Origin of the sequence: Aliiglaciecola lipolytica, assembly GCF_018860635.1 — a bacterium.
Lineage (GTDB): Bacteria > Pseudomonadota > Gammaproteobacteria > Enterobacterales > Alteromonadaceae > Aliiglaciecola > Aliiglaciecola lipolytica_A.
Map to the genome: position 1 here is coordinate 490265 of NZ_JAHKPT010000035.1, position 25107 is coordinate 515371.

Genomic DNA, 25107 nt, shown 5'->3' on the forward strand with positions numbered 1-25107 from the left:
ATTTTTGTTATTAATAAATAAGCCCTATGCTGGCGCTATGATTTATTTACCTGACATAAAATATGACTCATTCGGAGCCAGAGCAGTTGTTAAGTCCCTTTATGCTACTGCTAATGACAACTGCCATTGCTGCAACTGCCGCAAATCTGTATTACAACCAACCTATTTTGCCGCTAATTGCCAGTGAATTTAGTTTAAACGACTTACAATTAGGTAGTATTCCCGCATTAACCCAATTCGGTTATGCCTTTGCTTTATTGTTTATATCCCCACTCGGTGATTCAGTCGTGCGGCGGCAACTAATAGGTATATTATCCTGCGTGCTAGTGTTTGCTTGTGGAATGGCAGTGTGGGCACCTAACATCACAATACTGTTAATCGCAGTGTTTTTAATTGGTGCCAGTGCCAATATCACTCAGCAGTTAATTCCTTTTGCCGCGTCAATGGTGTCTATGGAAAACAAAGGTACAACCCTTGGCACATTAATGATGGGATTAACCATTGGTATTTTACTCTCCCGAACATTAAGTGGATTGGTCGGGGAGCTCTTGGGTTGGCGCAGTGTATTCGTTATGTCAGCGTTATTAGCCGCCTTACTTGGTGTTTTGCTTTGGGTATTTTTGCCGTCAAATAAACCCCAAGCATCGCTGCGCTATTGGCCATTAATAAAAAGTACCTTGAGCCTATTTTGCCAGCATAAATCACTGCAGCTGTTTACCTTTTCCGGCGCACTTTGGTTTGCTTCCTTTAATGTCCTGTGGGCAACATTGGCTATTTATGTCAGCGAAGCCCCCTTTGATTACAATGCTCAACAAGCCGGATTGTTTGGTGTGATCGCATTGGCTGGTGTGATTGGGGCGAAGGTTTCCGGTAAATGGGTGAATAGATTTGGTTCTAAAACCTTAATCAAAATGGCCCTCGTTTTAGCCGCTGTAGGATTTGCCATAACGGGATTATTTGCTGGCAATCTTATATCGTTAATTATCGGAATTATTCTTATCGACTTTGCCATTTTTAGTGCTCAGGTGGCTAATCAGGTGCGTGTTTTTAGTATTGATCCAACCGCCCAAAGCCGAATTAATGGTATTTACATGCTCGGCTATTATCTTGGTGGAGCATTAGGCTCGGTTGCTGGTCTGCGGGCATTTTCACTTTTTCAATGGCCCGGTGTAGTAGCCATCAGTATGCTATTTATTTTGTTTAGTGCGGCTTTTAATTCGATGGCAAAAACTAAACAGCATTCACTTTCAACAGTATGAGAGACTTTTCATGACTAAACTCAACAGGCTAGGTCGCTATACCTTGCTCTGTATTGCCTGTTTAACCATTATGGTAGGGGCCGTTATAGCACCTGGCTTGGTTAGTATATCCAATGCTCTTGGGGTAGCCGACAACGCCATATTATTAGTCACATTGCCCGCCCTGGGCGCGGTTATCTGTGCGCCTATTGCGGGAAAGTTGATTGATAAATATGGTGCGTATCCAGCGCTGATTATTGGTTTATTTTTATATGGGCTGGTGGGGGCGAGTGTATATTGGTTGCACGCGCCGGCTTGGATATTTGCCAATCGTTTTTTACTCGGGGGAATGACGTCGGTCGTGATGGCTGGGTGTACGGTGTTAATTTCTCATTGGTATTTTGCTGAAGAACGCTTAAATATGATCGCCAAACAGGGCATGGCAATTGAGCTAGGCGGGGTGGTATTTTTGTTTGTAGGTGGTTTGCTAGCCGCTCAACATTGGGCGTTACCGCTGTCACTTTATTTAATTGCTTGGGTATTTTTGGTGATGCTGTTACTTTTCGTTCCCCGTCGATATCCGGCTGGAATACAAGCGGAACCTGAAGAAGACTCGCCAAAATTACTCTCTGGCTTTTCCCTCAACAGTGTTTACCTTAGTGCAATGCTGTCGATGGTTTTATTTTTCACTGCCTTTGTTTTAATGCCCAGTAATATGCAAGAGCAAGGTTACAACGAAACACAAGTGGGCTTTTTATTAGCCTTTATTTCATTGATGGCGGTACTCGCAGCCTCTTTTCTCCCCAAGCTTTGTAGACTATTCAGTGAACAAGGTGTTTTATCCGTGGCGTTTATTAATTTTGCGGTGTCTTACATTTTCTTTCTACAAACAGGCACAGTCTGTTTAGTAATTGGTGCGGTTATTATCGGCTTTGGTTTTGGATTTAGTATTCCTTTATTAAATCACATGATCGTTGCGCGAAGTGCAGTAAAGGTGCGCGGTAGAAATTTATCGTACTTCACCATGGCGGTGTTTTTAGGGCAATTCTTAACGTCTTTTGTTGAGTACATACCAGGTGGAATAGACAATATATTTTTAAGCTGTATGGCGCTATCTGTGTTCATTGCCAGCATTTTATGGATTAAAACGATGAGATTCACAAACAAGGTAAAGAGTTCAACATGACAAATTTAGTAAAACCCATTCCTGGTAGTACATTTCCGTCCATTGAAGCAACGCTTCTTGATGGCTCTAGGGTTAACTTAGGACAGGCTCACGGTGATGCTGATTGGCAAATGTTGATTGTATATCGAGGCCAGCATTGCCCATTATGCGTGCGATACTTAAATTTATTAGAGCAACACAAAGAAGCGTTAAATGCTATTAGGGTGAGTGTCACTGCCGTCTCAGCAGATTCAAAGGCACAACTAACCGACAACATGGACAGCTTAGATGTGTCTTTTCCTATCGCTTATGGCTTAACCGTTGAGCAAATGAAACAGCTAGGCTTGTATATCTCGGCTCCGCGTTCTGAAACTGAAACCGATCATGATTTTTCAGAACCGGCCCTGTTTGTCATAAACGGGGAGGGGGTATTGCAGGCTGTGGATATTTCCAATGCGCCTTTTTTACGCCCAGAATTAGACGTGGTAGTGAGAGGGTTAACCTTTGTTCGTAAACAAACGGACTACCCGATTCGCGGCACACTAGTTTATTAGTTATTATTTTCTAAACCCCTAATCCTAGATAAGTTTGAGGATTAGAGGGTTTAGGTTGTTAGGCTAAATTTACCGCTGCCATTTATGGCTTTAATTCAACATCCGAATCGGCAAGTAAATAAATAGTGGCTGCATAGGCCGCAATATTCTGGGCTAATTCATCGGGATCAATTTTATCCAGGGTATCGTCAGGGGTGTGGTGTAGATCAAAATAATCCTGCCCGTTTTGATTTAAACGAATTGTTGGTACGCCTTTGGCGGCCATTGGAATAATGTCGGGGCCACCTCCTGGTGCATCTGAACGGCCTCTAACGATACCTAATGGGGCTAGAATTTTGCCAATTTCATCGATTAACAAGGTGGCTTCGGGGTTGAGGTTCGATTCTAGCTGCCAAACGCTTTGCGCGCCAAAATCTGACTCCGTGGCCAGTACATGGTTGCTTAAATTCGCTGCATGCTGTTTGGCGTAGGCAAATGCACCTAAAAGCCCGACTTCTTCTGCACCGAACATGACCACCCGAATAGTACGTTTAGGACGCTTAGGTAACTTTGCAATCAGGGCTGCGGCAGCAGTGGTAATAGCAACACCCGCACCATCATCTACAGCACCAGTACCTAAATCCCAGCTATCTAAATGGCCACCTATTAGCACAATCTCTTCCGGTTTTTCGCTACCAATCAAATCAAAAACAACATTTCCGCTGCTGACTTCACCCTTCCAGTCAGATTCAGAGTGAAGAGATATGCTAAGGGGCTTATCTAAATTATGTAAACGACGAAGGTGGTCAGCATCTGGATTAGAAATGGCAATAACCGGAATACTTGCCCATTTGTCACCATCTTTACTCATCATGCCTGAATGCGGGAATCGATGGGAGTCTGAGCCCACTGAACGCACGATTAATGCATCTGCACCACCGCGCTGAGCGTGTTGCCATCCCACTCTGCGGCGTTGGTTTGCCTGTCCATAACCTGCGCCAACCTGACTCTTAACCATGATATCGCCATCAACAAACGCGATTTTGCCTTTTAGCGCTCCTTCTTTTACCTCCATTAGTGCGTGAATATCTCTAAAATAGACCACTTCAGCATTAATGTTTTGTTTTGATGGTGCGGCTCCACCTAAGGCTGTGCCGTATAATTCTTGGTTGTAAGGAGAGGTAAGGGATATGTGTAAGTTGCCTCTATCCCAGAATGGCATGGTAAAGGGTTCAATGTTCGCTTTATCAAACCCTAAACTTTTACCTAGTTTTAAGCCCCAATCTCTGGCACGTTTTTCCGCTTCAGAGCCCGCTAGACGAGGGCCAACTTCAGTAGTCAATGATGTGACTATTTCCATTCCAAGCTCGCTTTTAAGAGCTGTTTGCATAAGCTGCTCGGCGGTTTGCTTCTGTTCAGTGCTCACAATGGCTTCAGCGGCCAACAATTGAACACTAAAAAGACTCAGTATTGTGCCAAGAACAAGACGTTTACGAAGGTGCATGATTTCTCCATTTATTATTATAGGTGCTCAGGTTGGTTATCGTATTAGTAACAGTTTGGTGAACGTTTAGGGTTAAACGTAATTGGAAAATAACAATCGTCTGAACATCTTAACTAAAACACTATCTAAATTCGATACGCTAAGTAAAATTTCCTCGGCTAACCTATAGTTAATGTGCAACTTTATGTTGCCATTAGTCTTATTTTTAAGCTCAAAGAGGCAGGAATCATACTTGCCGCTCTTGTCTTTTTTCCTGTCATTGCCGATATTGTCTTAGCCTCGGCAATAATTTGCCTAATTGCTTTTATAACCCCATTGAAAATCAGCCTAAGGGGTTAGCCCGCAGCCTAATGGCGCAGCTCCTGTTAGTTAACCTGTATCAGCCTAAATCAAAAACAGTACCTTTGGCATAGTCATTGCTGCTCAAACTTATCATGCTAAACAAACCGATAATTAGTGGAGATTAGCACTAAATTGACTAATGGGAATGTAATGGAAATAAATAACAATAGTCAGCTGAGTTCTATCTATCAAAGCAGTAAAAACCAAGGTGTAGATACCACTCTTTCTAACCTGTTATCTAACAATGACAGAGCTGCAGATAAAGTCACTCTGAGCCAGGCCGGCCTTGATGCAGAAACAAAATTACAAGAAATCGCTAACCGGTATGATCCGACTAATATGTCATATAACGAATTAACCCATATGTCGTCAGAGTTACAACTAAATGGGTTAATCACGCCACAACAGGGATTAGCAATGAGAGCGCCTCCAAGTCGAGATTTTGATGCCGATGAAAAATATGACGTATTAGCCTTGGCAAGAAAGTCGGTGGAGTTTGATCAATCTATTGGCACGGTACAAAACAAAGATGCAAAGCTAAGAGCCAATGTATTTAATGTTTTAGAGAGCTTACAAAGTCAAAATTATAGAGGTTAAAATGGACGTCACCAATCGTATTTTTAAAACTCACTCACAAACTCTACTGCAACCTAATCAATCGAAAGGAAACAATGGCTTTTCGGAATTATTAGCCGCTTATCAACAAAATCATCAGGTTCAAAAGGTAGAAAAGCCCGCTACGAATGCGGTTTTCAGTATGAATACTTCCCAAGGTGACCAACAAGAAATCAATCTAGATGAATATCTCACGCCTGGCGCGCTACCTAACCCGGTGAATTTAAAGGACATACCCTTATTACTGCCAACAGCGCACAACATTGATACCTTATCTAAATACTCGCAAAACGAGTTTAAAGCATTGTTAGCACAATATGGCATACCCTCACCACCGGCAAGCATAGAATTCAACACTCAGGGACAGTTAGTTTTACCGGCCGATTATGCATATTCGACACAGTTGACGCAGGCGTTTACAGAAAACCCCAAAGTTGAAAATGCACTGCGCACAACAGCCGCTATCGCCAGTCATTATGCCGGTATTATGGAAGGGCAGCCTTTTCGTGACGAAATGTCGACAGCAAGAAATCAAGTTGATAGAGATAGAATAGTGGCGAAATACAGCTATTTATTTGATGATAACCGCCCCGCTATACAGATTGTTTTAAGCTTTTTAGACGATGGCAGTATGTTGTTAGGTGAAAAATCATAGGTGATAAAGGTTTGCGGAGCTGTGGCGGGAATGAGGTAATTAAACCTTAGCAATACCTAGTCAAACAATTCATTTTATTGGCTTCGTAAGATACTCATAATTCGGTCATATATGATGCCTGTAAGTATCACTCTATCTTCACCGGTAGTGTTGGTAAATTGAATGACAACGGTATCAATATCTGGGTGATATCGGGCAATACTTGAATAGCCGAGCACCCAGCCTGTATGATTATATTCATAAAGTGAAGCATAAATTTTGCGTTCTGCTTCGGTAAACACACTTCCATCGTTTAGGGCTCTTAAAAAGATCCCTACATCTTGTGCACTGGCTACGTAACCTTGGTCGAGGTGTTTTAAGTCTTCGTCATAGCCTACATAATATCCGCTCATGAGCTCTTTTGTATTGATCTGGTGAATTGAGAAAAAAGTTCGGTTTAAGCCCAATGGTAAAAGAATCTCATTGCTAATGAAGCGGGAGTAAGGATAACCCAAGGTTTCTGTCATTATTTTTTGTAGCAACAAATAATTTGAATTGGAGTAGGCGTAATCAGTTCCTGGTGGGAAGTCCGCAGGTTTGTCTAATACTAAACTCAATACGTCAAGGGAGTTTGATGCCCAATCAAAGCCTTCCTGATCGGTGAAGTTAGGAATACCACTGCGGTGCTCTACCAACATGCGTAGGGTAATTTTATTTGCATATTCAATACGTTCAGCTAATTGAGGCAAATAGTCTGCAAGGCTTTGGTCCAGTTTGAGCTGATTGGACGCGACTAGTTTAGCGATTGCCGCCGCTTCATATAATTTTCCAATACTGGCAATTTTAAATAGAGCATTGCCATATGCCGGTATTTTTTCTTGTCTATTATGCCAACCACTTGCATACAACTGAGCTGGTTTATTGGCCTCATCCACATAGACAATGATTCCGTCTATACCTTGTGACGTTGCTTCATGAACTTGTTGCTCAATGGAGTTAGGTACTGGCTTTAAATAATACAGCCCGTATTCCCAAGGCGCGAACAAATAAATACTTGTTGTTGTCAGGAAACAAGCGAGTAAAACCTTAAGTGTGATCTTTTTCCATTTTTTCATGGGCACTCTTAGCCTAAAGCAAAACACGGCAATCAAAATATAGCGTTAATGTCATTCACTTCTAGTGTGTTTGTGGTGGTTCACTTAAATGAAAACCTTTAAAAAACAACCACAATGGTAGAAGTAGTTCAAATAATGCGCCAGGAATATACAGCAAGCCACCGCCAATATTAATGGCGAAAAAATCGGCGCTGACTTTTAGCAACAATAACAAATAGCCGACAAGGCCTAAAGCGGATAATAACCTTGGGACTAAACGGTGTTGATAAAAGGTAACGCAAAGCATAAAGCCGCAAAGGGCTAGGGGGATCATGCCCAGTTGAAAACTAACATAACGTTGCTGTTTTAGAACATCTGCCATAACACTTAAATAGTCAACAGTGGGGGCGATGGCTGTTACCATTTCTTTGCTAATGGCTATTAAAGAAAATAATGCTAATGCGCCAATAAGTAGCATAACCGCTTCGATGATCCTAAAGCTAACATAGGTCAAAGCGATTTGCTGACTAAGAGGTTTAATGATGGGAAATATAACGGTGGCTATAGCCACTACAGCGGCAGAGTTAACAAACTCCAATAGGGCGGCTACGGTCAAAAGGTTTCTATTCGGGTACAGATAAAGGATAAAATCAGGTGCACTAAATAGCGTCGAAATGATATGACTCGCCGTCATGTAAGCGCCTGTTGATATAATAAATAACGCGCCCACCAGACGAGCAGCGAACAAGTTTGACATATGAATTTTCCTCTAGATGATTTTTGATGATAGGGAAAGTTTCAAGGATTTCGAGACTAACGTCGTCCAAATGGGCCCATTCGTTCATTATTCTTTCGTAGTATTATGATTATTCATGAGCATGCGATAGGCCGACGGGGTTACGCCTTCGGTTTTTTTAAAGGCAGAATTAAACGTCGAGCGAGAGTTAAAGCCCGACTCCAGCGAGATATCAATAATTGATAAGGTTGTTGTAGTTAACAGTCTTTTTGCTTCTTCTACACGATAATTGTTAATGAACGAGAAAAAATTAATCTGTAAATGCTGGGATAGGGTCTCGGAAATATGATTTTGAGATATGCCAATGGCTTCAGATAATCGGTGAAGGCTCAGTTCATTTTCACAAAATAAGCGTTCCCCTTGCATCACTTTGTGGAGTTTTACGGCAATTCTCTTCATTCTATCATCGTCTAATGCGGCTGCTCGAGGTTGCAAATCACTGTCTTTTGATTTGTCTGTTTCTGACAATAAAGGTTGATTAAGTGATAAGTGAGCAAACGCCAAAAGCAATAGTAAATTTAGCATTGGAATAACGACACCCGATCCAATCCAGCTTACGCCAATAAAATTCAATATATATTCAATGGTGTAAAGCACCCAAACACTACCCCATAAAAGTAGAATTGTGCGTAACCAATCCAGTGATTTTTTTTCAATAACCGAAAACCTCTTCATGAGCTGAACTTTGTGGTTGTTTAGAAGCCGGTAGGTTGCGCTAAAATACAATAGCGTGGAGATTAAAAAGGTAAGGGTAGAGAGTAAGCAAGTTAGAAGAGCAAACTTGTAGAGTTCAGCATCTCGGGTGAGTGGATCCGCAAGAGAAAGTTTTTGTTCGGTGGTCAGCCCTAAGGCGAAAGGGAGCAATACTAAAATACCCAGTACGGGACCAATACTAGCTGTAAGCATAGATTTCGTGCTTAACACATTTGAGCGGGTCATCATGGAACGCGCGTAAAAGTAAAATGCGGGACCAATCAATGTCGCTAAGGGGAATTGTAATCCTACTAGATTGGGGAAATACCGATACCCACCTGACACCACAAGTAAATCACCAAATGTATGAATAGAGAGAAATATCAGTACCCCGGTTAGATAGTAAGTGTGTTTTTGCCCGCCCCTAGCACTCAACAAAGTCTGAGCAATAGCAAGGCCTGCAATGCCCAGTTGAAATGAAAAGATTATTGTTGGTAACACTTTCACAATCATTTGAGATTCTTTACTCGTTTTTTTAGGTTAGGGTTTCGATTTTGTTAGCCTGTATTATGGGATAAACAGACCGCAAAGGCCAAACCAAGATTTTCGCCATAAAGAGCTTATTTGGCTTAGAGGGCTTGAATATGAGATGGCTTAAATATGCACCTAATTTTGATACTGGAAATTTGATGATTGGCAACTATTAAATGGTCGAGCTGAAGCTAATTTGACGGGTAAAATACTCCTTCAAGAAGGTCAGTAATAACCTCAGTTTTTTTGTGTTTGCAGTGCCTGGCGGGAACACACCATACACATTTATATCGCTGAATACATAGTCATCAAGTACTCTTTGTAAGGTGCCAGCTTGTATTTTAGGCCAAGCGTCATAAATAGGGATGCGGGCTAAACCGTGACCGGCTTCAACAAATGCAGTACGCGCCGCTGCATTATTAGTGCTAATACTTCCTTGGGTGACAATACTATAAGCGCGACTGCCCTTTGTTAGGTTTACTACGCCTGAGGTTAATTTGTAAATTACCCATTGATGATTGGCTAAATCAGTATGATTCTTTGGTTTACCATATTGGCTAAAGTACTCTGGAGAACCGCACAAACAGGTTTTTAGGGTGGCAAGTTTACTTGCTTGTAAACCCGAGTCAGGTAAGGGGGCTCCGCGGACCGCCAAATCGATTCCTTCCTTCATAATATTCACCACTTCATCCGTAAGCATCACATCCAGCTCAATTTTAGGATGAATTTTTTTGAATTCATTCAGTGCAGGCACAATTGTTTGTAATCCAACATTTACCGGGCAGGTTATTTTAAGTAGGCCGATGGGTTCATTTTTGACATTTTCAATTTGTTGATTGGCGGCATTGGCATGTTCGGCAATAGCATGACAGCGTTCATAAAAGGCTTGGCCAGCTTCTGTGAGATTGATTGAACGAGTGGAGCGGTTAAGTAATTTCACCTCGAGTTGAGATTCAAGTTTTTTCAGGTGATAGCTGACTACCGCGCGAGAAAGCCCTAAATGTTTTGCTGCGGCACTTAAGCTACCTTGTTCAATAACCTGAGCAAAAACAACCATACTTTTGAGACGTTCAAATGAAACATTCATACCGCAACCTATCAATGAAAAACAAATACCAAATCAATTGTATCAATTATTGATACAATGTTGTCAATGTTATCTGCATTGTATACTTTTTTTGAGAGCCTATACTCCTTCCATAGAAAATGAAAACTCACTTAAACAAGCTTGCTTGTTTTGATAAATGGATGAACAAAAATGAATAAAAAAATATTAATGGTACTGACTTCACACGATAAACTTGGCGACACTGGCAAGAAAACCGGTTTTTGGGTTGAGGAGTTCGCCGCCCCTTATTATGCTTTTATTGACGCTGGTGTTGAAGTCACCTTAGCTACGCCACAGGGCGGACAAGCCCCTATTGATCCCACAAGCAAACTCGCAGAATTTCAAACTGCCGCCACTGAACGTTATGACTCAGACGATGCTGCCCAAGCCAAAATTGCGACCACGGTGAAATTGTCTTCTGTTAGTGAAGGTGACTTTGATGCTGTTTTCTACCCTGGAGGTCATGGACCTTTATGGGATCTTACTGACAATCCAGATTCAATCACTTTGCTAGAAAGTTTTTTAACTGCAGGCAAAGCGGTTTCTACCGTTTGTCATGCTAGTGCCGCTTTATTAAATGTAAAACAAGCGTCTGGCGATTTTGTTGTAAAAGGAAAAGCGGTAACCGGCTTTACCAACAGTGAAGAAGATGCCGTGCAATTAACCGATGTGGTGCCATTTTTACTTGAAGATGAACTCATTAAGCGTGGCGGTGATTATCAAAAAGCTCAAGATTGGGAAGCATTTGTTGTACAAGATGGCCTGATTATTACTGGTCAAAATCCAGCGAGTTCAGCTTTAGCCGCTGAAAAGTTACTCGCTCACCTTGGTGCATAAGGGTATTTTTACATTTTTTTCTTGGCAAAGTTTTAGGATATAAATCAATGTTAAATTTCAGTTTTCAAAATCCAACCCATATTCATTTTGGTGAAGGAAAAATAGCCGCCATTTCCCAGCAAATACCATCGGATGCAAGAGTTTTACTGGTTTATGGTGGTGGCTCCATAAAAAGTAACGGCGTGTATCAACAAGTGGTTGATGCTCTTGAACAACATACTTGGTTTGAATTTTCAGGTATTGAGCCTAATCCAAGTTACAACACATTAATGAAAGCTCAGGGGATTATTAAAGAACAGCGAATTGATTTTTTACTAGCTGTAGGCGGTGGCTCTGTGGTTGATGGCGCTAAATTTATTGCCGCAGCGACCTTCTTTGAGGGAGATGATCCAAGTGAGGAGAAAGATCCATGGGATATTCTCACAAAGCAGCACACCATCACAAAAGCGTTACCCATAGGCGCAGTTTTAACCCTGCCAGCCACAGGTTCTGAAAGCAATGGTAATGCAGTTGTTACCCGAGATGGCAATAAACGTGCATTTTCAAGCCCTTTAGTGCGTCCACTATTTGCAGTTTTAGATCCGAAAGTCACATTGTCATTGTCTGATCGTCAAATCAGTAACGGTGTTGTTGATGCGATTGTTCATACTATCGAGCAATACTTAACCTATAGCGTTAATGGCAAAGTACAAGACCGTTTCAGTGAAGGGTTATTGCAAACCTTAATTGAAGAAGGGCCTAAAGCTTTACAGCCAGAAACCAAAGATGACCTAGAAATTAGAGCCAATATTATGTGGTCGGCAACCATGGCATTAAATGGACTAATTGGTGCCGGTGTACCACAAGATTGGTCAACCCATATGATAGGTCATGAATTAACGGGAGCGTTTGGCATTGACCACGCACGTACGCTATCCATAGTATTACCAGCTGTCATGAAAGTCTGTCGTGAGAATAAGCGTGAAAAACTACTGCAATATGCAGCGCGGGTTTGGCAGATAAATGAGGGGGATGAGGATGCTCGTATTGAACAAGCTATTCTGTTAACCGAACAGTTTTTCAAAACAATGCAAGTACCCACCCGATTATCTGACGTAGATCTTGGTGCAAAAGATATCGATTTACTTATTGATGGGTTAAAACAGCATGGCATGACCGCACTTGGTGAACACAGTGATATCACCCTAGACAAAAGTCGAGAGATCTTAACACAAGCCTTGTAAACATCGGGAAATCACTGGTGGAGAGTACTCACACAAGTCTTCAATAATACAAGCACCGCAACGGGGCTTGCGCGCTACACAGATGTATCTACCATAGAGTATCAGCCAATGATGCACATCGACTTTAAATTCTGCCGGAACGACTTTAAGTAGTTTCTGCTCAACCTGATCGACGTTTTTGCCCATGGCGAGTTTAGTGCGGTTGGATACTCTAAAGATGTGGGTGTCTACGGCGATGGTGTCCACGACGATAGTGGGCCAGGCAATTGCGGCAGTATCGCTGTTGATAAACTCAACCCTATAATTCTGAAAGAGCAGGTTAGTGCCAAAAGTATCTGTTGGCAAGCTGCTCTTTGAACGATCGTTAATAGCAGAATATAGTCATTTAACACATTGTTTGAAAGTATGGATATAAGTGGAGGTAAGACCCAGAGTGCCTATTTATTTATAATTATCCCCACAACACATCCGTGGGGACTAGTATAATTAGATTGAACGTATCATATCCAGCACAGCAATATTTTGCATGGGCGTGCCTGTAATGCGTAAAACGTTCTTCTTTTTCGAAATATCTTTAGGTTGTTGCCCTTTTAAGATGTCGCTTAGCAATAGGACGTTATCCAAATAACCCATTCTATCAGCCGCTTTCATATCTGCCGTAAAACTACGTGTTAGTTCATAGTCGAAAATAACATTAACGTCATCTCTAGCATATACACTACCTGCAATCTCCCCTGTTTGTGAGGTGGTGCAAAGTGACGCGATCACCGCCCCTGGTTTGATTGAAGTAATGTTGGTTTCGTCGATTAAACAGCAGTTGGTATTCGTAGCCATAATAATAGTGTCATAAGCTTCAAGCTTGAGGTTCTGTTGATAATCAGAAGCGACACCTATGCTGCCGCAAGGTTGTTCGAATGATTCAGTGTGCTGGGCCCGCGTGTGATAATCGATTTGGGATAAGCTTGGTATAAAATGCTTTAAATATTTAACGATTTCAAGGGATAGTTTCCCTGCGCCCACCATTAATATTTTTTCTGGCTTATGCTCCAAGGCAGAAAGAAAAAGCCAAACCATCGCTGCTGTGCGTTGTTGTATCTGCTGTTTTATATTGCTTTCAAATATCAGTTCACCACGTTCATAAATGCGCCCTATGGTGGCGTATTCATTGCTGATTGCACAATAAGGACCTGAAACTTCATATGCAAGTGGGGGTAAGCCCGCACGTAATTTGAAGCAGGTTTCAAAAACATTATCTCCAATAAAGGTTTCACCATCAAAAAACTCTTGTAAAGCCCGCTGATATTTTAGTTGGTCACTATTTTGGAATTGGGTTCGAATGTTTGCTACAAGAGAATCTTTATCTAATAAAATTTCGGTCACGTTACAATACCTCTGAGAATAAAGAGTTAATTAAACAGTAAAAGGATGAAGTTGAATTGCGCCAAATTTTTCGGCATAGGCATGGATAGCAGGCGATCCGCCTAGATGCATAAGCAGAATTTTTGCGTCCTTCTCAAAGCGACCTTCAGCAGACAAGTTTAATAACCCACGTATTGCGCGACCTTCATAGACAGGATCGGCAATCAACCCTTCGGTACTGGCAAATAGCTGGATAGCATCGGTAATTTCTGTATCAGCGATGCCGTAAGCGTTGGTATTAGCAGGTATAATTTCAATACTTTTCGGTTGCACTCGCACATCTAGTCCAAGCTCACGTAAAGCGTTATTGGCTAAAAGCTCAACACGAGATTTTTTAATCTCGGTTTCGTTATCGTCCGATATACCGATGATTTTGGTTTTGATATCAAGTGCTGCAAAGCCTGCGATCAGACCGGCTTGGGTGCTGCTTGAGCCAGTGCAATGCACAAGGTAATCAAAGACTTGGCCAGTTTCAGCCATTTGGATAGCTAATTCAGCAGCGCAGTTTATATAGCCCATACTTCCCAAGGGGTGTTCAGAAGCACCTCCTGGAATTAGATATGGTTTGTGCCCCTGTTGCCGAAGATAGTCCATGAATTCTTCCAGAGGACCTTGATCTTCGATAGGGCGCTCAGTTTCGTCCACATAAAGTTCGGCACCCATTACGTGGCTTAAAAGAATATTACCTACTTGCCGATAAGTAGCGCTTGCATCTTTGGTCCAGGCGCAATGTAAAAGCGCACATTTTAGGCCTGCCTTGGCAGCGGCAGCAGCGGTTTGTCGGGTATGGTTGGATTGAATAGCGCCAACCGTTACCAACATGTCTGCACCTTGTAACAGCGCATCACCCACTATGAATTCAAGTTTTCGTGTTTTGTTGCCACCACCTTCTAAGCCAGATAAATCATCTCGCTTCATCCATAGCTCTGGACCGCCTAGGGACGCGCCAAATCTTTTCAGTGTTTGTATTGGAGTAGGGAGTAGTGCCAGCGAGGCACGTGGTAATTTTTCAAGACGTGAATGTAGATCATGCAACGCATATTTATCAATCATATCGCTTTCCTCAGTATTTAATTGGGGTTAGCGACGTTTCAGTTGAATGTTAGAGGCATTTGATTATGCCGACGTCACGAAAAGCACTATAAACTATGAAAGTTGATAGTACAAATGTTTGGTTTTAAATGACGAACCTATTTTATTCATGCCTTGAGTTGAAAACCATTGCAAGTATTTGGGGCTCGTCCTGAGTTCTTCAACTACTTTGAAGACTGAATATTATTCAGTCTTATCTTTAAACTCACATAGGTCTTCAATAATACAAGCACCACAACGGGGCTTACGAGCTACACAAATGTATCTACCATGGAGTATCAGCCAATGATGCACATCCACTTTAAATTCTGCAGGTACCACTTTTAGCAGCTTCTGTTCAACCTGATCGACATTTTTGCCCATTGCCAGTTTAGTGCGATTGGAAACGCGAAAAATATGGGTGTCTACGGCTATTGTTGGCCAGTCAAAAGATAAGGAAAGTAGATATGGAGAAGTTAAATTTTAGTAATGCTATCCAACTAAAATGGAAAGTTGTGTTAGCTTGCTGACAGACTTTTGATTGTATATTGCTGAGCTAATTCAACGTTATATCGAGTCATATATTAAGAGCTATTAGAACCTACAGTAAGCTTATCGATGTGAACGCTACTGCTCAAATGTGATTGAAGAATAAAAACAGGTTAAGGTTTTATGTCTGTCAGAGAATAGCAATTAGCAGCGTTATTTTCAGGGATAGTTACAAAAGTTGTAGGCACCTAAATTTAAGTAATCAATCTGTTTTTTTGGTAAGTAAATATAATAGGAATGAGACGATAGAGAGCGATTATCGCTTGTGATGTTGAGCCTCGACAATTAATTTACCTAAGTGACTGTTGTGCTAGTCCCATACCATCAAACGCTTTGATGGGCGCTACGGTTGTATCGTTTGTCTATGTGTTTACGAAAGATAAGAGGTAAAATGCTACAACCAGTGATCCGTGCTACGTTTCACTGGCAATTATTTTAATACGGTAGGAAAACTGACCTAATTTCGCACTTAGATGCTTGCAACAACAATGTTATAAACACTTTCAGGCGTAGCTGAATTAGCAGCAATTGCAATAGCAGCATTGCTACGGACATTTGCAATAACGTCTGCACGCGAATCAATTTCAACTTCTAGAATATCGAGTATTGCGTTTAAGTGGTCGCCTTCACCTTGGCTGATTTGTTCAACAACGATATCAAAGTTTTGTTGAATAAAAAGACCTGCGGTAACGTCGATACCTTTGCAGCTGTCTTGCGAAGAAACATTTGAAGACACGGCTGTTGTACCAAGATCCCAAATAACGTTAGAAATCGCCGCTGCGGTTCTATTGTCATCAAAAATCATTGCACCAATACCACATTGCTTCCACGGATTAACTTTCTTTTCCTGCGCCGTTGCAGAAGTAGATAAGCAAGCTGTAACTAAAGCAATTACAAGTGTAGTTTTTTTCATAATTGTTATCCTCAATAATATAAAGAAAAATTAATGGCATACTCAAACGATTCATCATAGTTAATTGATGTCCGTATATCATATGAACGGTGTTCCAAAAAACGCTGTTCGAATGCCAAATATTTACGATCTTGTGTCAGATCATTTAAGTACGACTGATACCCTATTGCTAGGAATACAGCATATTGCGGTGTGATGTTAAACACTCCACCTATCTCGGGTCCTGCAGAAAGATATCCACCAGACTCGTTAGATCCTCTTGCACTTACAGAAAGTGCTCCGTAAGCAGCCAAGCTTTTTCCACGTGACCATGCTTTACCTATAAAACCGTCAACGTATGCGTTAGAACAACGAGTACAGGATAACGATTGTGGTTTGTAGCCTACAGCGACCTTCCACGCATACTCGCTATCAAAGGGTAAGTCAGTATTAGAAGCGTTAAGATTAATAATGCGTAATAGTGTCAATTCTCGCATCTCAAGAGATGAGTTATCCTGAGAATACAATAATCTCAAATCGAAGGTGCTTAGTTCTGAAAACGGAATACGCGCAGCGTTGACGCTCAGTAAATCATAGTAGTTCGCTCGAAATCGCAGTTCTAATGCTTCTCCAAATTTTTCATTGTGCACTGCGCTGACCTGAAGCATCGTCGTATCTTGCGCCATATGTGGCGGTTTCTGGATTGGAGTTACCCATTGTGTTTTACCTGCGGGTAGCGCAAAGCGCGCTAATAATAGTTCTTTCTTTTTTGCTGCTTGTTCTTCATCTAACTCACTTTCTTTTACTTCTATGAAAGCGTAATAGTCATATAGCGTATCTATAACTTTTTTGGCCGATTGTGATGTGAGTTTGACTAATACTGAACTTACTTTTATTGAAGATGTTCCTATGATTTCAACAAGACTTTTCTTTTCTTGCTTGCTGAGCTGATTCCACTTAGCGTACAAGGCTTCTTGCCGAGATCCTCGATAAGCGACATCGACAATAAGATGATGCTCAGCGTCGTGTCTATTGAGCATCATAATAAGGTCATATGGCATTACCCATGATTTATGGGGTGCAATTATCGGGACATCTATGACAAGTTCAAGCAATTTTGCGAGCTGGAATGCACAATTTTGCTTAAAAAAGTAATACTTCATTTTTGTATTTTCTAATTCATATAAATGGGCAAGTAAAAATAAAATATCATCTTCGCCAATATTGAGCTTATATTCCCATAGGTCCCTAAGCTCTGACTCATTATAAGTCAAATGTTGGTGGTGATATTTTTGGTTGGAAAACTTACCTTCGTAACCTCCAAAAATACCTTTTGCTACATACACTAACGGAGATTCATTTTCAGGTACCTTTGCGCCATAAGAAAACGTATTATCGAGCAGGTTATGTTCAACCTCATCGTTAAATTTTAAAAACACGTGCCCGTACATTGAAGCAGGATTGCCTAAATATCCACTTGCATATATGAGACTCATACTTTGGGTTTGAAAGGCATCTAAATACGCTTTGTAGCCTTCGCATTGGGTTTTTGGGAGAGCTAAATTTGGAAAATTCTTGACGATAAAAATTGCACGGGCTGGAAACTGACATTGAGTGTGTGCAACGTTAGTCAAAGCATCGATCGTCGCGATTAATTCAGCTTTAGCGTCTTTTCTTCCATCTGGCGATAAAAAAAAGTCTGAAGTGTTAACGCCGCTTCTTGCTCCATGAAAATAGCCAGCCTCAAAATGTAAGAGCTTGTGCCAAACAGCACTATTACTGACTGCCGTTACTAATGATTGATCATTGACGAAAACAGATGCTTTACTAGCTGATGGGGTTAAAAATAATATTACAACAAACAATCTGAACACAGAATCCATGCCTTGAGGTTAATTTGATTGAAATTCCTTTCCAGTCAATACCAGAAATTATACGCTTAAAAAAAAAAGTAGGTCAATAAATTTGTCCGGACGTGAGATTCAGGCAAATTAAATGTCGTTACGTTTTGTCATTTCAGCTAATTCTTCAATCAGCGAGTCTGTACTTTCCCCGAAGCCGTTTATCGAAGACTACTCAATTTTATCCTTAAACTCACACAAGTCTTCAATAACACACGCGCCACAGCGAGGTTTGCGCGCCACACAGATGTATCTGCCATGTAAGATTAGCCAATGGTGCACGTCCACTTTAAATTCAGCGGGCACCACTTTAAGCAGTTTTTGTTCGACCTCATCGACGTTTTTGCCCATGGCCAGTTTAGTGCGATTGGAAACGCGAAAAATATGGGTGTCTACGGCTATTGTTGGCCAGCCGAAAGCTGTGTTGAGTACTACGTTAGCGGTTTTACGTCCCACGCCGGGTAGGGCTTCTAAGGCTTCACGGTTTTCGGGCACTTCACCGCCGTGCAAGTCCACCAACATTTGGCAGGTTTTCATGGTGTTGACGGCTTTGGTGTTAAACAAGCCTATGGTTTTGATATAAGATTTAAGCCCGTCTAAGCCTAAATCTAATATGGCTTGTGGTGTATTGGCCACCGGGTAAAGTTTGGCCGTGGCTTTATTGACGCCCACATCTGTGGCTTGAGCTGATAACAATACGGCTATCAATAATTCAAAGGGACTAGAATAATTCAATTCTGTGGTTGGCTCAGGATTTTCTGCTCGCAGTCGCGTCAGTATTTCCCGACGTTTTTGGTTATTCATTACTTCAACTACCTTAACTTTCTGCCGTCACTCTGGCGCGCTGTACCACTTTATCTTGTTGTGGTGTCACAACCCACGATTCAACCCGTTTATCTAGCGCATTCTTAAGAGCAATAAGTAACCCCATGCCCAGGAAGGCACCTGGCGGCAGTATGGCTAGTAAAAAAGGGCTATCGGTTTCGAATACCGTCACTTTTAACACACTTGCCCATTCACCGAACAGTAAGTTGGCACCAGAGAATAGGGTGCCATAACCTAAGAGTTCACGCATGCCTCCCAAAATCACTAGCACAAGGGTAAAACCAAGCCCCATCATCAAACCATCGAATGCAGCATGACCCACAGGGTTTTTCGACGCGTAGGCTTCTGCACGCCCAATGATGGCACAATTGGTGACTATCAAAGGAATGAAAATGCCTAGCGCTTCATAAAGTCGAAAAGTGTAGGCATTCATTAACAATTGCACAACCGTAACAAAGCCGGCAATTACCATCACAAATATTGGTATACGAATTTCATTAGGGACTAAATTACGCACCAATGAGACTGTGCAGTTTGAGCCAATTAATACCAAAGTTGTGGCAAGACCTAAACCTAACCCATTGATGACTGTCATGGTCACAGCTAGGAGTGGACATAGTCCCAGCAGTTGTACTATGGCGGGGTTATTTTTCCATAATCCTTGCCAACTGAGTTCTTTAAACTGATTCATCTTATTCTACCTTGCCGTTAATTGGCTGGTCATTCATGGCTTCACAGGTCTTTGTGGCGTTAAAAAGATCTTGCTGGTGGTGCTGAAAATATAACACCGCATTTTTGACCGCTTTTACCACTGCCCGAGGGGTAATAGTTGCGCCGGTAAATTGATCAAATTGGCCACCGTCTTTTTTCACTTGCCAATCTTTGTGGTTGTCAGTGGTAACAGACTTGCCAGTAAATGCAGTAATCCAATCAGTAATACGGATATCGATTTTGTCACCTAACCCTGGAGTTTCTTTATGATCCAAAATACGTACTCCGGTGACTTCCGATTGCATATTAATGCCTACTATTAGCTCAATTTTACCACTGTATCCGTCTGGCGCAGTTGTTTCAATTGCAACCGCTGAAGGCGCGTTGTTCATTCTTGCTAAATATACGGTCTGGGGGTCTTTTGAGCCTAAATATTCAGTATCTACAACCTGAGTGCAATCATGGTGAATATCATTATCGTATAAAGACTGCGGAATAATTGCGTTCAAAATAGCCAGGCGTTTTTGTATTTGCTGCTCGGTTATTTGATCTTCAGTTACGGCATAGGTTATGGCTATGATCGCCGTTGTCACTAAAGCAAACGCGGTGAGTTTAAGACCATTGCTAACGATACTTTGTTTCATTAACTAGTCCTCCTTACCTGTATTTCCGCTATCTATCTGTTTGACTTTAATCACGTTTTTGTGTTCTGTGTGATGGCCATAAGTCCTTGGTCTGGTGTAATAATCAATCAAAGGAACACCCATATTCATGATCAATACAGCAAATGCGATCGCATCAGGGTAACCCCCCCAAGTACGAATAATGTATACCCATGCACCTATCCCAAAACCAAAAATTATACGTCCTCGATTGGTGGTGGTCGCGGATACCGGATCGGTGGCAATAAAGAACACCCCAAGCATGAAGCCACCACTGAATAGGTGGAACATTGGATTTGCATAGACTCCATCATCTACCAAGTACATAACCAGTGACAATCCTATAATGCCAGCAATCATGCCTACCGGAATATGCCATTTAATGACATTTACTTTTAATAACAGTAAACCGCCTAAAAGATAGGCAAAATTGACCCAAAACCAGCCCACGCCCAGACCATTATTAAACACAGCGGTTTGCATGCTTTCCTGTACGGTTAAGCCTTGGGAAATTGCGGTTTTCACAGCATCAAGAGGGGTGGCCATTGTATAGCCATCAACGTGAGTTCGCAGTTGCTCAATACTGTAGCCGTCAGCACTAAAGCCGCTAAAAATGATACTAAATGAATCTAAAAATGATTGTGGAAATTGGCTTAATGCTTGTGGAATCGCCCAAGTAGACATTTGCACTGGAAACGAGATAAGCAGCATCACATAAGCCGCCATGGCAGGGTTGAATAAATTAAACCCTAATCCACCGTAAAGTTGTTTGACTATCGCAATGGCAAAAATACTACCTATTACAGTGATCCACCAAGGAGCAAATGGTGGAATACTCACGGCGATTAAAAAAGCGGTAACCAAAGCACTGCAATCTTTTATCGCGACTTCAAAATTCTTTTTACGCATTTCAAGAATGGCAGCTTCAGTGACTATGATGGTGATGCTGGCGATCATAAAATGAATTAATGCTCCCCAACCGAAAAACCATGTTTGTACAGCTAAGCCTGGAATACCTGCATACATAACTAAACGCATTACCTGACCAGTATTACGTTTTACTCTTTGGTGGGGCGAGCTGGCAAATTTAAAACTCATGGGGATTAACTTTCATCCTTGTCTGCTGTGGAGCTAGACGGCTTTTTAGCGGCCTTTTCGGCACGCTTTAGTTTCGCAATACGATTTTGTTCTCGTGCTTTTGCGACTGCGGCTTCGACTTTTTGTTTGCGAATTTGTGCAGCAGTTAATTTTTCTGGTTGCTGGCTTGTTTGCAACTCATCATTAGCGACTTCAGGTTGTTCTGAATTTTTTTCAGTGGATATTTGTTTTTCTACCGATGGACTTGCTGCGGGCTTAGCGTTAGCTAATTTTTTAGCCTTGGCTTTGGCAATTGCCGCTGCTATTGCTTTTTGTTTTGCTGTGGGCTCTGATTTTTCCTGATGCACATCTTCAGTTTGCAGTTGTTGTTGCTCGTCGGTAACTTGCGTCGTGTTTAGCGCAGTCTCTGTTGCTGCTACTGTTTTTGCTGTTTCAGCTTGTTGCGCCTGCTTAATCGCTTCGCGTTTTGCTTTTGCTTTAGCGATAGCAATCGCCACTTTTTCTTGTTTGTTGGAATTGGCAGCTTTGGCTGGTGCTTCAGGTACAACATCACTTGTTGTGGGATCTTTATTTGCGTCCGTTTCTTTTATTTCAGTATTGCTATCTTCCGACGCGGGGTTGGCTTCTTTTTCCGCCGCTTCCTTGGCCGCTGCGCGTTTCGCTTTGGCTCGAGCAATAGCCGCTGCAACTTTGTCTTGTTTGCTATTATTAGCTGTTTGCGGTGCTTCTGAGGCTTCGCTTGTTTGTGCTTTTTGAGGAGACGCTTGTTGCGACTCTAACTGAGCCGAGTTGGCTTGTTTTTTAGCTTTTGCTCGCGCTAAGGCCGCCGCTATCTTGTCTTTCGCATCATTGCCTTTTTCGCTCATTGCTTTTCTGCGCGCTTCGGCCGCTTTGGCATGTTTTTCTTCGCGCTCTTTTTGCTCTCTTTCTAAGCGTTCTTTACGTGCCTCGAATCTTAATCTGGCTTTGTCGGCTTGTGCTTTTTCCTGTTCTTGGGTGCGTATATCGGCTTTGGCAACACGATAATAGTGAACCAGTGGAATTTCACTGGGGCAAACGTATGCGCAGGCACCACATTCAATACAATCAAATAGGTTTAACTCATTGGCCTTTTCATATTCTTTCGCTTGGCTGTGCCAAAATAATTGTTGTGGCAGCAAGCTAGCAGGGCAGGCGTCTGCACAGGCACTGCATCGAATACAAGGCTGCTCTGCGCCGGGGGCTTGAATTTCATTGGCTGATGGGGCAAGTATACAATTGGTTATTTTAACCACCGGCACCTGATCATCAACAATTTCAAACCCCATCATAGGCCCACCCATAATGAGCTTTCGATCCCGCTGTTTGTGAGCCTTATATTGACCAATTTCCAACAAATGTGAGATGGGTGTACCTATGGGCGCCCAAACGTTCTGCGGACGTTTGAATGCTTGTCCGGTTAACGTAACCACGCGCCGAATAAGAGGAGTCCCAGTAAAAATAGCATCGGCAATGGCGAAACAGGTTCCTACGTTTTGCATAATGACACCCACATCAATGGGCAGTCCGTTTCCGGGTACTTCGCGATTAGTTAAAATTTGAATCAGTTGTTTTTCACCGCCCGCGGGGTATTTGGTTGGGATGGCAACAACTCTGTACTTAGCATTTTCCTGACAAGCAACTTGCATAGCTTCAATTGCTTCAGGTTTATTGTCTTCAACCGCAATAATCACTAACTTTGGTGCTAACAGGTGCACTAAAATATCAATACCTTGTCGAATCTGCCATGCATGCTCGCGCATCAGCCGATCGTCAGACGTTATGTAGGGCTCACATTCCACACCATTGATAATCAAAAATTCAACATTTTTCTTCGGAGACGATTTAATATGGGTTGGAAAACCAGCTCCTCCCATACCGCTAATACCAGCATTACATATTGCTTCAACGATTTTTGATTTGGGTTTTTGTTGATAATCTAAAATAGGGTTAAGGGGAGCCCAGGTTTCAAATTCATCGGTAGTTATTTCTATAGCCAGCTCTGGCAGGCCGGAAGGGTGAGCTGAAACATGGGGTCCAATGTGACGAATGTAACCCGATGTGGGGGCATGTACAGGGACCGAAAAGGGATTTGTACTATGACTCAAAGGTTGTCCTTTGAGTACTCGATCGCCTTCCTTGACTAATAAGCCTCCCTCTACGCCAATATGTTGCTTCACCATAACATGCAGAGTTTTTGGCATGGTTATAGTTTCAATGGCTTTTTGATTAGAGAGTGATTTCAGCTCAGGTGGATGCACACCACCATGAAAGTCCCACAATCGGCCTTGATTTAATCGTTGTAAAATACTGTCATAATCAGAATACAATTTAAACTTCCTCAATTGACTTGTTTTACTGGAATAGCATCGAGTTGCCATCGCCATGAAGAAGTATTCTGTTCAACCGGAATCATGTCGATACAATCAACTGGACAAGGCTCCACACACAAATCACATCCGGTACATTCATCTTGAATAACAGTATGCATTTGTTTGGCTGCACCAATAATCGCGTCCACTGGGCAAGCTTGAATACATTTAGTACAGCCAATACATTCATCTTCGCGAATAAAAGCGACTTTTTTGACGTCTTCTTGCCCATGGGCGGCATCTAAAGGTTTCGCTTCAACCCCCATTAACTCGGCCAATTGTTTGATGGTGGCGTCTCCACCAGGAGGGCATTTGTTAATGTCATCACCGTTAGCAATGGATTCTGCATAAGGACGACAACCTGGAAAGCCACATTGGCCACATTGGGTTTGAGGTAAAAGTGCATCTATTTGTTCGACTAGGGGATCACTTTCAACGCGAAATCGAATCGCGGCATAACCGAGTATCGCGCCGAAAATAAGCGCCATGATTCCTATTACAATAAGTGCGATCACTAACGTCATTAAAACTTCACCAAACCAGTAAAGCCCATAAATGCCATCGACATTAAGCCCGCGGTAATCATTGCTATGGAAGCTCCTTTAAAAGGAGAGGGCACATTTGCAGCAGCTAATCGCTCACGCATAGCAGAAAAAAGTATTAACACTAAGGAGAAACCAAGCGCGGCGCCAAAACCATAAATAACCGACTCTACAAAATTATGATCTTGATTAACATTAAGTAAGGCAACACCTAAAACCGCACAATTGGTGGTGATAAGCGGTAAAAAAATACCAAGTAAACGATATAAGGTTGGACTTGTTTTATGCACCACCATTTCAGTAAATTGCACAACTACTGCTATAACGAGTATAAAACTCAAGGTGCGCAGATAACCCATACCTAGTGGCTGAAGAACATAATGTTCGACTAAGTAGCTGGTTAAAGAGGCGAGGGTAAGTACGAAAGTCGTTGCCATTGACATGCCAATCGCAGTTTCTAACCGGTTAGACACACCCATAAACGGGCATAGACCCAGAAATTGGACCAATACGAAGTTATTTACCAGTACTGTACCTACTAATAAAACTAAAAATTCACTCATTTGATATGTGTATCGCCCAACGATGATGCAAACAGTGTCTATTATCTCTGTTTACAGACCGATTAACAACTTGATATTCATAAGGTTATTGCGGCCAAAATTTAGCCAAATTTGTACATTAAAAAGATATTAAGAGATAGAGCCAGGAGATTTGGCTCCCCCTCCCCGACT

At 42.0% G+C, this 25107-nt stretch carries 23 protein-coding genes and 2 pseudogenes; 7 read left to right on the forward strand and 18 right to left on the reverse strand.

All coding sequences use genetic code 11. The annotated features are described in order from the left end of the window. Positions 1 to 62 precede the first annotated feature (62 nt). The 3 genes from KO530_RS20110 to KO530_RS20120 are packed head-to-tail and all read left to right on the forward strand — an operon-like array spanning position 63 to position 2957. Positions 63 to 1259, forward strand: a complete 1197-nt coding sequence (locus tag KO530_RS20110; protein ID WP_252729377.1) for an MFS transporter — start codon at positions 63 to 65, stop codon at positions 1257 to 1259. A 10-nt stretch (positions 1260 to 1269) separates the two neighbouring features. After that, positions 1270 to 2424 carry an MFS transporter gene (locus KO530_RS20115; RefSeq protein WP_216050234.1) on the forward strand — a complete coding sequence of 385 codons (1155 nt, stop codon included), beginning with the start codon at positions 1270 to 1272 and terminating at the stop codon, positions 2422 to 2424. Continuing rightward, complete coding sequence (locus tag KO530_RS20120) at positions 2421 to 2957, forward strand: redoxin domain-containing protein (protein WP_216050235.1); 537 nt, start codon at positions 2421 to 2423, stop codon at positions 2955 to 2957. The genes KO530_RS20115 and KO530_RS20120 overlap by 4 nt, the downstream gene beginning before the upstream one ends. An 82-nt stretch (positions 2958 to 3039) precedes the next feature. Here the strand turns inward: KO530_RS20120 and KO530_RS20125 are convergent, their stop codons facing one another. Further along, positions 3040 to 4440, reverse strand: coding sequence for a M20/M25/M40 family metallo-hydrolase (locus tag KO530_RS20125; RefSeq protein ID WP_216050236.1), 1401 nt, complete (start codon positions 4438 to 4440; stop codon positions 3040 to 3042). Between the two features lie 492 nt (positions 4441 to 4932). Here KO530_RS20125 and KO530_RS20130 point away from each other — a divergent pair, with 492 nt between their 5' ends. Together KO530_RS20130 and KO530_RS20135 are read left to right on the forward strand one after the other, a co-directional pair. Continuing rightward, positions 4933 to 5379 (forward strand): hypothetical protein, encoded by a 447-nt coding sequence (locus tag KO530_RS20130; protein ID WP_216050237.1) that lies wholly within the window; start codon positions 4933 to 4935, stop codon positions 5377 to 5379. Position 5380: 1 nt separating this feature from the next. Next, positions 5381 to 6052: a hypothetical protein gene (locus KO530_RS20135; protein WP_216050238.1), complete on the forward strand. Its 672-nt coding sequence runs from the start codon at positions 5381 to 5383 to the stop codon at positions 6050 to 6052. A 74-nt stretch (positions 6053 to 6126) separates the two neighbouring features. Here KO530_RS20135 and KO530_RS20140 read toward each other — a convergent pair whose 3' ends face one another. The 4 genes from KO530_RS20140 to KO530_RS20155 all read right to left on the reverse strand — a co-directional run bounded on the left by KO530_RS20140 (position 6127) and on the right by KO530_RS20155 (position 10232). Beyond that, the gene (locus tag KO530_RS20140; RefSeq protein ID WP_216050239.1) at positions 6127 to 7146 is read right to left on the reverse strand and encodes a serine hydrolase domain-containing protein; all 1020 of its coding nucleotides are present in this window, start codon (positions 7144 to 7146) and stop codon (positions 6127 to 6129) included. 61 nt (positions 7147 to 7207) lie between these two features. Then, entirely contained in the window at positions 7208 to 7882 is a 675-nt protein-coding gene (locus tag KO530_RS20145) for a DUF4386 domain-containing protein (protein ID WP_216050240.1), read from the reverse strand. An 87-nt stretch (positions 7883 to 7969) separates the two neighbouring features. Next, positions 7970 to 9127 carry a helix-turn-helix transcriptional regulator gene (locus tag KO530_RS20150; protein ID WP_216050241.1) on the reverse strand — a complete coding sequence of 386 codons (1158 nt, stop codon included), beginning with the start codon at positions 9125 to 9127 and terminating at the stop codon, positions 7970 to 7972. 190 nt (positions 9128 to 9317) lie between these two features. Next, positions 9318 to 10232, reverse strand: a complete 915-nt coding sequence (locus tag KO530_RS20155) for a LysR family transcriptional regulator (protein WP_216050242.1) — start codon at positions 10230 to 10232, stop codon at positions 9318 to 9320. Positions 10233 to 10403: 171 nt separating this feature from the next. On the opposite strand from KO530_RS20155, the gene KO530_RS20160 reads away from it, so the two are divergent. Together KO530_RS20160 and KO530_RS20165 are read left to right on the forward strand one after the other, a co-directional pair. Then, positions 10404 to 11090, forward strand: coding sequence for a type 1 glutamine amidotransferase domain-containing protein (locus tag KO530_RS20160; protein WP_216050243.1), 687 nt, complete (start codon positions 10404 to 10406; stop codon positions 11088 to 11090). Positions 11091 to 11137: 47 nt separating this feature from the next. After that, positions 11138 to 12313 (forward strand): iron-containing alcohol dehydrogenase, encoded by a 1176-nt coding sequence (locus KO530_RS20165; RefSeq protein ID WP_216050244.1) that lies wholly within the window; start codon positions 11138 to 11140, stop codon positions 12311 to 12313. On the opposite strand, the pseudogene KO530_RS20170 reads toward KO530_RS20165, so the two are convergent. The 13 genes and pseudogenes from KO530_RS20170 to rsxA all read right to left on the reverse strand — a co-directional run. Continuing rightward, positions 12296 to 12553 (reverse strand): annotated as a pseudogene (locus tag KO530_RS20170) (hypothetical protein); the annotation flags it as partial. The gene KO530_RS20165 and the pseudogene KO530_RS20170 overlap by 18 nt on opposite strands. Before the next feature lie 246 nt (positions 12554 to 12799). Next, the gene (locus KO530_RS20175) at positions 12800 to 13693 is read right to left on the reverse strand and encodes a hypothetical protein (RefSeq protein ID WP_216050245.1); all 894 of its coding nucleotides are present in this window, start codon (positions 13691 to 13693) and stop codon (positions 12800 to 12802) included. Positions 13694 to 13723: 30 nt separating this feature from the next. Beyond that, positions 13724 to 14785: a 1-aminocyclopropane-1-carboxylate deaminase/D-cysteine desulfhydrase gene (locus tag KO530_RS20180; protein WP_216050246.1), complete on the reverse strand. Its 1062-nt coding sequence runs from the start codon at positions 14783 to 14785 to the stop codon at positions 13724 to 13726. Between the two features lie 222 nt (positions 14786 to 15007). Then, a pseudogene (locus KO530_RS20185) lies at positions 15008 to 15256 on the reverse strand (endonuclease III); the annotation flags it as partial. 565 nt (positions 15257 to 15821) lie between these two features. Further along, positions 15822 to 16265, reverse strand: a complete 444-nt coding sequence (locus KO530_RS20190; protein WP_216050247.1) for a DUF3015 family protein — start codon at positions 16263 to 16265, stop codon at positions 15822 to 15824. 11 nt (positions 16266 to 16276) lie between these two features. Further along, positions 16277 to 18118: an Lnb N-terminal periplasmic domain-containing protein gene (locus tag KO530_RS20195; RefSeq protein WP_216050248.1), complete on the reverse strand. Its 1842-nt coding sequence runs from the start codon at positions 18116 to 18118 to the stop codon at positions 16277 to 16279. A gap of 198 nt (positions 18119 to 18316) precedes the next feature. Beyond that, positions 18317 to 18949, reverse strand: a complete 633-nt coding sequence (gene nth, locus KO530_RS20200; protein ID WP_216050249.1) for an endonuclease III — start codon at positions 18947 to 18949, stop codon at positions 18317 to 18319. A 13-nt stretch (positions 18950 to 18962) separates the two neighbouring features. Then, the gene (locus KO530_RS20205) at positions 18963 to 19661 is read right to left on the reverse strand and encodes an electron transport complex subunit E (protein ID WP_216050250.1); all 699 of its coding nucleotides are present in this window, start codon (positions 19659 to 19661) and stop codon (positions 18963 to 18965) included. Between the two features lies 1 nt (position 19662). After that, on the reverse strand, positions 19663 to 20325 hold the full coding sequence (gene rsxG, locus KO530_RS20210) for an electron transport complex subunit RsxG (RefSeq protein ID WP_216050251.1): 663 nt from the start codon (positions 20323 to 20325) through the stop codon (positions 19663 to 19665). Positions 20326 to 20328: 3 nt separating this feature from the next. Then, complete coding sequence (rsxD, locus tag KO530_RS20215) at positions 20329 to 21441, reverse strand: electron transport complex subunit RsxD (RefSeq protein ID WP_216050252.1); 1113 nt, start codon at positions 21439 to 21441, stop codon at positions 20329 to 20331. 5 nt (positions 21442 to 21446) lie between these two features. Further along, a complete protein-coding gene (rsxC, locus tag KO530_RS20220; RefSeq protein ID WP_216050253.1) occupies positions 21447 to 23789 on the reverse strand; it encodes an electron transport complex subunit RsxC in 2343 nt (780 codons plus the stop codon). 11 nt (positions 23790 to 23800) lie between these two features. Then, entirely contained in the window at positions 23801 to 24355 is a 555-nt protein-coding gene (gene rsxB / locus KO530_RS20225) for an electron transport complex subunit RsxB (RefSeq protein WP_216050254.1), read from the reverse strand. After that, a complete protein-coding gene (gene rsxA / locus KO530_RS20230) occupies positions 24355 to 24936 on the reverse strand; it encodes an electron transport complex subunit RsxA (RefSeq protein ID WP_216050255.1) in 582 nt (193 codons plus the stop codon). The genes rsxB and rsxA overlap by 1 nt, the downstream gene beginning before the upstream one ends. Positions 24937 to 25107 lie beyond the last annotated feature (171 nt).